The following is a 7,345-nucleotide window of genomic DNA, read 5'->3' as shown; positions in this document are numbered from 1 at the left end:
AAGGTTAATACATGCTCCTGTTGTTAGGGAGGCAGCACCTCATGTTTACGGAGTATCCTACGGAACCTATGTTGCACAGGTATATGCAAGCGCATATCCGAAAGATATAGAATCATTGGTACTTGACTCGGCAATCTATGATATGTCAACTTATTATGTTGATAATACAGCTAATTACATGAGCAGTCTGCAGAAAATATTTGAAATCTGTAAAAACGATGAAAAATACAATAAAGAATATCCAAATTTAGAAAAAACATATTATGACGTAATTGCCGATTTGAAGAAAAACCCTCTAACCGTATCAGTAGATAAATCATTGGTTCCTTCGGGCACATTTACATATAATCCAGAAGATTTTAAAGTAGCAATTCAACAAGCCTTGTATAATAAACAGCTGGTAGAAGTTATTCCAATGCTAATTTATCAGTTTCATGAAAGAAAAGGAGAATCATTAGGGAATTTGGTAAGTGCTTTTTCAAGTTTATTAGACATGGATTATGGAGTTTACTATTGTATCAGCTGTAATGAAGCACTTCCTAATAATGATTTTTCAGCATACCAAAACAAGTCATCAAAATTCAAAGGTTTAGATGGAGGAATTTCTTTTTATAAGTCTGATTTTGAAGTATGTGATGCATGGAATAAAAACAGAAGTGAAGCCACAAAGAAAAGCTATGATCTATCAAATCTTACCTTAGCTAAATATCCAGTATTGGTCTTCTCTGGGGAGTTTGATCCAATTACACCACAAGCAAATGGAAAAAAAGTAGCAGCAAGATTTGGTAATGCTCATAATATAGAAGCTTATACTTATGGTCACGTACCTAGTTTTACGACAATAGGGCGTGAAGTAGCAGAAAAGTTCATCGATAATCCAGGAAAGAAATTGGATCTTGATGCTTTTAAGAAAGCCAAAGCATTAAATCTTGCCACGGGAGTTATTATTAATAAAGGTATTGCTAAGGCAGGAAGCAGCTTAGGAGAATTAAATCCAGTCTTTTTGTTTCCTTTGGTAATTGCTTTAGGAATCATGTTGGCTTTTATTTTCATGTATTTTATAAAATTGATAAAAAGAAAGTACGCTACAGTTCAGGATAAAATTATCAGAGTATGCCTAATTATTACTTCTCTCATAGGATTAGGCCTCTTCGTAAGTTTGATTATGGCAATATTAAGTGTTTCGAAACAGAACTTCTTCATTTTGGCCTTTGGTTTACCAGAAAATTTCGGTTATGTTTTCTCATTACTTTTTGGATTTTTAGGCTGTTTGGCGCTCACATGTTTGTATTTTCTTTTTACCATAAAAAAAAACAAATCAAAGGGGAATAGTTTTTTGGTAATCTTTTCAAACTTACTGTTTGCAACCTACCTGTTTTATTGGGGAATAATATAAAAACGTACTCGTAGTCATACACTACTTATTTCATTTCAAGAGCAAAGAATAATTACAAAAAACAAAAAACAAAAATATTTTATCATGATAGCAAATATAACAGAAGAATATACTATCCTTTCGGATAAATTTTCAGAGTTCAGAAATAATATTCAATTTCCATCAAGGATTAACACTGATGATGATTTAGTTCCAGAAGTATTTAAAAACTATGAATATCCCGTAACAGCGTGGCCAATACTCATTAACAAAGAAATGACAGATGAATTAAAGGAACTGACATATACAATCCCTAAACTATTACAGAAAATACCATCTTTATATTTTAATAATGATACTAAAAAAATTGCAGATTTTTATTTTGATGGAAATGAAATTCTTGCAGATTTTGGAATGATGTGCCATGATAAAAATGTTCAGATTGGCTGTAGATTAGATTTGACTTACACAGACGAAGGTTTTAAAATTTTAGAAGTCAATATGGGATCTTCTTTAGGAGGATGGCAGATACATAGTTTGGAATCTGTAATCAGAAGAAATCATCCTGAATTGAGTGATGAGGCTAAATCCCATAATTACAAAACAAGGAATACATTGGAGATATATATGGAGTACCTTATCGAACAAATTATAAAGCAGGTAGGTAAAGAAAGCGATACCCTTAATCTGTTTATAGATATGAGAGATATCGAAGATTCTGAGAGAGAGAAAAATATATATTTCTTCGACAATTTTTACAGACAGGAATTGAAGAAAAAAGGGTTAAAAGGAAACGCATATGGAGCAGACATAAAATCATTAGAACTAATAGATGGGGATTTATGCCTTGAAGATATAGTCATTCACGGGGTGATAATTTTAGCTTTAGATGTTGAGATTACTCCAGCAATTTTCAGAGCATTTATTATGGATAAAATATATTTTCCAGACCACGTTGGACTTAGAATGCTGGGTGATAAAAGAAATTTAGCAATACTAAGAGAATTAGCTCAATCAGGAAAATTTTCACCAAAAGAGAATGAACTAATGCTACGAAATATTCCTTGGACTTCGCCAGTTGAAGATAAAAAGACTTTTTTAAAGGAGAAGAATATGATCTTTCGGAATTGCTTAAAGCTGATAAAGACAGATTTGTGATAAAAGCGGCAAGAGGCTACCAAGGAAAAGATGTTTTTATAGGTAAGTTTCAGACTGATAAAGAATGGAAAGAAGTATTAGAAACAGCTCTGAAAAATGGGTTTTTTATCGCACAGGAGTTTAGCGACTCAGTTGGTTTTATGGCACCCAATGAACAAAACGAATGGACTCCACACAAACTTATCTGGGGAGCATTTGGTTTTGGAGATTTTTATGGAGGTGTTTGGGTAAGAATGTCAGAGGTAAAAACAGACGTAGGGGTTATTAATTCAGCAACAGGAGCAGTAGAGGCAATTGTATTTGAAATTCTAAACTAGAATCTCGTTTATATAGACAAAAAAACTCACGAAAGAATTCGTGAGTTTTTTGTTTTATAGTACTGTATTTCGTCTAATAATGTACTTACTTATGGGGATTTAAAAACTATTTTTTAAAATTACGTAACTAGTTACGTAATTTTTTATACATTTGCGTAACTAGTTACGTAATTTATGATACAGAACGATTTTTTAATTGAAATACAATTGGTAGGGCTTACAAGCCGATTAAAGAGACTTACAGACAGTATACTTTATAGTACTAAAGATTTCTATAAAGCAGTAGGTGTTGATATTGAGCCAAACTGGCATCTTATATTCTTGCTTTTAAAAAAACATAAAGAACTCACAGTAACTGAAATTTCAGAACGTCTACAGATGTCACATCCTGGAATTGTTAAGATTATTAGGAATATGAAACTGAAAGACTATATAGCAACTAAAACGGATACTGCCGATTCACGTAAACAACTGCTGTATCTAACACATAAAGCAGAGTTAGCATTGCCACAATTAGAAAAATGTTGGGAAGCCTGTATTTTAACCATGGAGGAGTTACTAGAAGGGAATCGGCTTTTTCTTAAAAAATTTGGAACTGATTGAGGAAAAAATTGGGAATAAAAGTTACAAAGAGAGGACTTTAAATAACTTAAAGAAAATTAAATAGGCCCTAAGATTATTTATAGTAGGAGCATTAGATTGGGCAAGCCCAGAACTAAATAAAGAGAATTTTAAGAAATAATGTAATGGTTAGATATGTTTTGATGGTACTTGTAGGAGCAGCAAGTTTTGGTATTCTTTCTTCATTTGTAAAATTGGCATACAGACAAGGTTATACCACACCTGAAGTTTCTTTTATTCAGGCACTTTTAGGAGCAATTGTGTTATGGACAATTGTTTTTTTTACAAAAAAGGAAAGCCGAAAGCCTAAAGAAATAGGGTGGTTGCTATTTACTGGAGCGGCAATTGGTATGACGACTTTTTTGTATTATCTATCAGTAAAATACATTCCAGCTTCTATTGCTATTGTACTGCTTATGCAGTTTACATGGATTGGTATTTTGCTAGAATGGATTCTGTACGGTAAAAAGCCCCTTAAAATGGAATTAATAGTTACAGCAGTTGTTATTTTTGGGACACTTCTGGCAAGTGGAATCGATTTTAATCAAAGTAATTCCTTGTCGATAAAAGGAGTTGGATTTGTTCTATTGGCATCTCTTATTTACTCTATTTACATTATTCTCAATAGTAAAACAGGTAAAGAAGGAAACTGGCAAAACAGAAGTGCATGGATTATGACAGGCTCAGCACTTTCTATTTTAATTTTAAATTTTCAGCCTTTAATTTTTTCTAATCATTTAGACTTTCATTTATTAAAATGGGGACTTTTCCTTTCTGTTTTTGGCACCATCCTGCCTCCAGCTTTGTTCGCTGTAGCTATTCCTAAAGTAGGTGTAACAACAAGCGGACTTTTAATGACTGTTGAGTTACCAGTGGCAGTTCTTACAGCTAATTTAGTGTTGGGAGAAAATATAACTTTCGTTCAGATTATTGGAATTTTAATTATGATAGCAGCAATTATAGTTATGAATCTTAAAAAAGAAAAACCGCTTAATAAAAATAAAGAAGAACTTGATTCTTATGTTTGAGGATTCGTATAAAAAATATAAAAATTTAAGATATTCAAAACGCAACCAAATAGATGGTTTGTTATTGTTAAGAACGTGGTTTAGGTAAGTTTCTGTCGTACATAATGATACTTCCTGCCACGGCTACATTTAAACTTTTTTCTGATTTAAATTTTATTAAATTATGGCATTTGTCCATTACTTTTCTGGATAAGCCATGATCTTCTGCACCCAATAAATAAACACAGCGTCTTGGATGTTCAAAGGTTTCTAAATCGGAAGCTTTTTCATCTAATTCAACACCAACCAATCGCGCTCCTTTAGGTAAGTTGTCAAAAAAAGCTTCAAAAGTATCATAATGAAAGTAAGGAATTGCTTTTACCGCATCATGAGTATCACAGGCTTGTTTGGCATATCGATTGCCTATGGTAAAAATAAAAGTAGCACCTAAGTTTTGAGCGGTTCGCCACAAAACACCTAAATTTTCAGGAGTTTTACCATTTTGTATCCCTATCCCAAAATATTCATTTATAAAGTTATCATTCATAAGGACAAAAGTACAAACTGTAAGTACATAAGTCAATTTTTAGATCCATATACTTGAATCTATCAATCGAATTTTAAATAAACTTAAAGTAGATAATTTTGAAATTATCATTGGTTTGATTAATTCTCCCTGAAAAGCAAAGTCGTATTCTGATAGTTTTTTTTAACTCTATCCATAAAAATGCCCTCAAATAGTGTTTAATTTTTTGAGGGCAGTGCAATACAAAAGAGCTTTTCTATTTATTCATTTTAATCAACTCGACTCTGCGATTTTTAGATTTATTGTCTTCTGAGTTGTTTGCAACTAATGGACGTTCTGCTCCAAACCCTTTTGCAGATAATCGGGATTTATCGATTCCTTGTGTTGCTAATGTACGCAGTACAGCATTGGCGCGATCGTTTGACAGTTTTTTATTATGTGCTGCATCACCCGTATTATCAGTATGACCTTCGATAGCGATTTTTAAAGAAGTATTTTTCTTTAATGCTGCAGCAATTTCATTCACTAGTTCTATTCCATCAGTAGAAATGGTAGATTTATCGATATCGAAGTTAATGTATAAAATGGATTTGCCTTTTTCTGTTAAATCTTTTACAATCTCATCTGCTGTAACCTTTGTTATAGTTTGTTTAAATGCTTCCTCTTGAAGAATATTGAGCTTTCCTCCAGCATTATTTGAAGAAAACTGTACGTAGATGTTTCCTTTATCTTTGGAACGGATAAGATAGAATTTAATTTGTTCATCTGAATACCCAATTCTCTTCATTTCCTTTGTTAGGATCTTGTTTGTTATAACGGTCATATTCTTCTGTTGTAATTTTACCATCAAAAACTTTGACAGCCCCGATAGCAGTCATATAATCTTCTATACTTTTTTCAAAATACCGCTGTGAAAATTCCTCTCCTGATTTTGCAGTAATATTTGCTTTATACAATTTACCCTCAAATGGGGGCATGATGCCATTATTGGGAAAAACAAACATCAAACTTTTTTTGAAGTGGTTTGTTTTGTTCTTTTAACCCTTCAGGTAAGGTGAAAAAAGGAAAATTGCCTAAATCAGCATTTGAATAGGCAATGTTTTCGATCTTGAAACTTTCCTTTCACATCATTATTTACCTGCCCATTACTTGAAGGCAGCTCTTTTTGTTCTCCAGAAATAGCCGCATTTTGATTTTCATTGGTTTTTTGATTACATGAAATAATCATTGTACCTAAGGCAAATAGAAGTACCGTTTTTTTCATATTATTTATGGTTAGATTTATGCCGCTAAAGTTCTGTCTAAATAATTAAAAAACCAATATTTTACGACTAGATTGTTACTATTAATTGTTTTGTGAACTCAAATTCAGAGCTTTGATCTTTTGAATGTTCTGTTAAGCTATCTTCACTAGATAATTTTTAAACACCTTTTTTGACTGCTTTGTAAACTCTGAAATTGCGTTTAAGTGAGCAATAGAGTACTTTTGTTGAGTGTGTGTTGGTTGTTAGTGTTTTAAGTTATTGGCTTGTTGTTTTCTGTGTGTATTTTATTAATTTTCAATGCAGAAGTTAGCATCTCAATAAAATTTAATTATTGATTTATTTCAGAATAAGAATTCTGATGGAATTATTTTTTATGCTTCAACCATTTTAAATCTTTTCATAAATTTGTTAATAATTAGGGCCACTATTGAAAATAAATACTAGTTTAAAATTATTTTGTTGTTCGAAGCATTTTTAGTTTTTTAAAAAATAGATTGGTAATTTTTGATAGCAATTTGCTACATTATATATTTTTGTATCTAAAAAAATAAGCCAAATCTAAGAGGATAGAATTTTATTAATTATGAATCGACTAAATAAAAATCTGTACTATTAGTTTTTTGCAATCATTTATATTTATTGTTTACCTTAATTCTATATTTTAGGTTAATTTAAGCAAATATCATTACTAAACTATCACTATTATATGAAATCGAAATTTATTGTATGTGTTTTTTTAAATCTTGTTCTTTTATATCCTATGTTTTCCCAAAAAAAGGAAGAAGTTGATGTATTATTGAAAGAAAGTAAGACCCTAATCGATTATAAAAAAGCGTTGTTAGTGGATGATTGAAGTTTCTGAAGATTGCAACGTCTATTAATTATAAGGAAGGAATACTTAAATCTAAGTTCTCAAAAATTATAATCTACTTTAAGCAATATAAAAATACGGAGTGTCTAAAAATGATTGATAATATTGAAGATGAAGTTTTTAGGTCGAAAGATTATACTTTAATTGCGCATATGGAATCTCTTAAGGTGCTGCCTCCCTAACAACAGGAGCATGTATTAACCTT

General features: G+C 31.4%; 6 protein-coding genes and 1 pseudogene. 5 read left to right on the top strand and 2 right to left on the bottom strand.

From position 1 onward, the window contains the following. The 5 genes from AC1RYN_RS03725 to AC1RYN_RS03705 all read left to right on the top strand — a co-directional run. On the top strand, positions 1 to 1,396 hold a 1,396-nt coding region (locus AC1RYN_RS03725; protein WP_481805885.1), incomplete at its 5' end, for an alpha/beta hydrolase. Between the two features lie 84 nt (positions 1,397 to 1,480). Further along, entirely contained in the window at positions 1,481 to 2,533 is a 1,053-nt protein-coding gene (locus tag AC1RYN_RS03720) for a hypothetical protein (RefSeq protein ID WP_481805884.1), read from the top strand. Beyond that, complete coding sequence (locus AC1RYN_RS03715; protein WP_481805883.1) at positions 2,530 to 2,850, top strand: hypothetical protein; 321 nt, start codon at positions 2,530 to 2,532, stop codon at positions 2,848 to 2,850. Before AC1RYN_RS03720 ends, AC1RYN_RS03715 begins: the two co-directional genes overlap by 4 nt. Before the next feature lie 174 nt (positions 2,851 to 3,024). Next, positions 3,025 to 3,453, top strand: coding sequence for a MarR family winged helix-turn-helix transcriptional regulator (locus tag AC1RYN_RS03710; RefSeq protein ID WP_481805882.1), 429 nt, complete (start codon positions 3,025 to 3,027; stop codon positions 3,451 to 3,453). A 143-nt stretch (positions 3,454 to 3,596) separates the two neighbouring features. Next, on the top strand, positions 3,597 to 4,499 hold the full coding sequence (locus AC1RYN_RS03705; RefSeq protein WP_481805881.1) for an EamA family transporter: 903 nt from the start codon (positions 3,597 to 3,599) through the stop codon (positions 4,497 to 4,499). A 67-nt stretch (positions 4,500 to 4,566) separates the two neighbouring features. On the opposite strand, the gene AC1RYN_RS03700 is transcribed toward AC1RYN_RS03705, so the two are convergent. Together AC1RYN_RS03700 and AC1RYN_RS03695 are read right to left on the bottom strand one after the other, a co-directional pair. Then, positions 4,567 to 5,025 carry an RNA methyltransferase gene (locus AC1RYN_RS03700; RefSeq protein WP_481805886.1) on the bottom strand — a complete coding sequence of 153 codons (459 nt, stop codon included), beginning with the start codon at positions 5,023 to 5,025 and terminating at the stop codon, positions 4,567 to 4,569. 235 nt (positions 5,026 to 5,260) lie between these two features. Beyond that, positions 5,261 to 6,268 (bottom strand): annotated as a pseudogene (locus AC1RYN_RS03695) (OmpA family protein). Positions 6,269 to 7,345 lie beyond the last annotated feature (1,077 nt).

It is taken from the genome of Flavobacterium sp. TC780, from assembly GCF_056783245.1.
The sequence above is the reverse complement of the archived record's forward strand: the minus strand, read 5'-3'. Positions and strand labels throughout refer to the sequence as shown.